A 1132-nucleotide genomic window follows, 5' to 3' on the forward strand; every position below is an offset into this window, starting at 1 on the left:
TGACCACGTATATAACGTTTAAATAAGCTCGAACTAACTCTAAAATTCTGAAGGAGGAATTAGCTATGTCATCTTTAAAATTCACGCTTGAAAATATTGATAAAGTCATTGACCGGAGTGCCATGGTTGCGCCGGAGATTGATCCGAAGCGCACGGTGTTACTCGTGATGGATATGCAGCCCGTATGCACCGATCCCGATGGCGCGCTGGCCATTCCGAGCGTGGGAGGTGCCCCGAGCGGAAAGGACACGGTCGAACCGGTCGAGCGGGTCGTCAAGCGGTTCCGTGAGGAAGGCAGTCCGATCATATGGTCTCAGTGGGGCCTGAGTCCTGAAGGTCTCGATAAGGGCATCTGCGCCCTGAAGTGGCCGGGCTTAAATCCGGGCACGCCGGAGTCGCCCGCAAGCTGGGGGAACCCTCAGACAGATAATTTTGCGGGCAACCTGGAACCCCGGGAAGGGGAACCCGTTCTGCGGAGAAGCCGCTTCAGCGTCTTCGTGGGCACGCAGCTTGAAGAATACTTGCGGGAGCTCGGGACGGAGTTCCTGGTGATCGCCGGCATCACCTCGGCGAACTGCGTCCATTCCACCACGATCGACGCATGGAACCGAACTTACAAGGTCATCGTGCTTGCGGACTGCACGACCGCGGTCCCAAGTCCCCATACGCACGATGTGCCTCTCGGGTACGGACAGCACTGGGAAGCGCTGCGTAATATTCAAATGAACTACGGCGACGTGATCACGAGCGAGGAGCTCTTCGAGAAGCTGGACAACGCCAAGAAATATCAGCAGGCGTAATGCTCATCTTAACGATTAACGGCAAGGACCGGCGATTGCCGGCTAGGAACACGAACGGAAGTTGATCATGGATGTTCATGAAAGGGAGCGAAAGATATGAGGCTAAACGGCAGGCGCGTTGCGCTGCTTATCGAGGATGATTACCAGGAGCTGGAGGCGTGGTATCCGGTCCTCCGGCTCCAAGAGGAGGGAGCGACGGTCGTAATCGTCGGATCGGGCAGGAAATCCACTTATGACAGTAAACTCGGCTACCCGATCACGGCTGACCGGTCCGCGGACGAGGTCAGTGCGGATGAGTTCGACGCGGTTGTGATTCCCGGCGGATTCGCTCC

General features: G+C 56.6%; 2 protein-coding genes. Both read left to right on the forward strand.

Features of this window, described 5'->3' with window-relative positions; genetic code table 11:
• Positions 1-65 precede the first annotated feature (65 nt).
• Positions 66-800, forward strand: a complete 735-nt coding sequence (locus tag JMF85_RS27795) for a cysteine hydrolase family protein (protein WP_127606026.1) — start codon at positions 66-68, stop codon at positions 798-800.
• A gap of 96 nt (positions 801-896) precedes the next feature.
• On the forward strand, positions 897-1132 hold a 236-nt coding region (locus JMF85_RS27800; RefSeq protein ID WP_201319398.1), incomplete at its 3' end, for a DJ-1/PfpI family protein.

The sequence above is a fragment of the Paenibacillus sp. EPM92 genome (assembly GCF_016586185.1).
GTDB classification, from domain to species: Bacteria; Bacillota; Bacilli; order Paenibacillales; family NBRC-103111; genus Paenibacillus_G; species Paenibacillus_G validus.

Bases quoted from the DNA above. Each gene is read 5' to 3' on its own strand.
- JMF85_RS27795 (WP_127606026.1), top strand. From the start codon at position 66: ATGTCATCTTTAAAATTCACGCTTGAAAATATTGATAAAGTCATTGAC.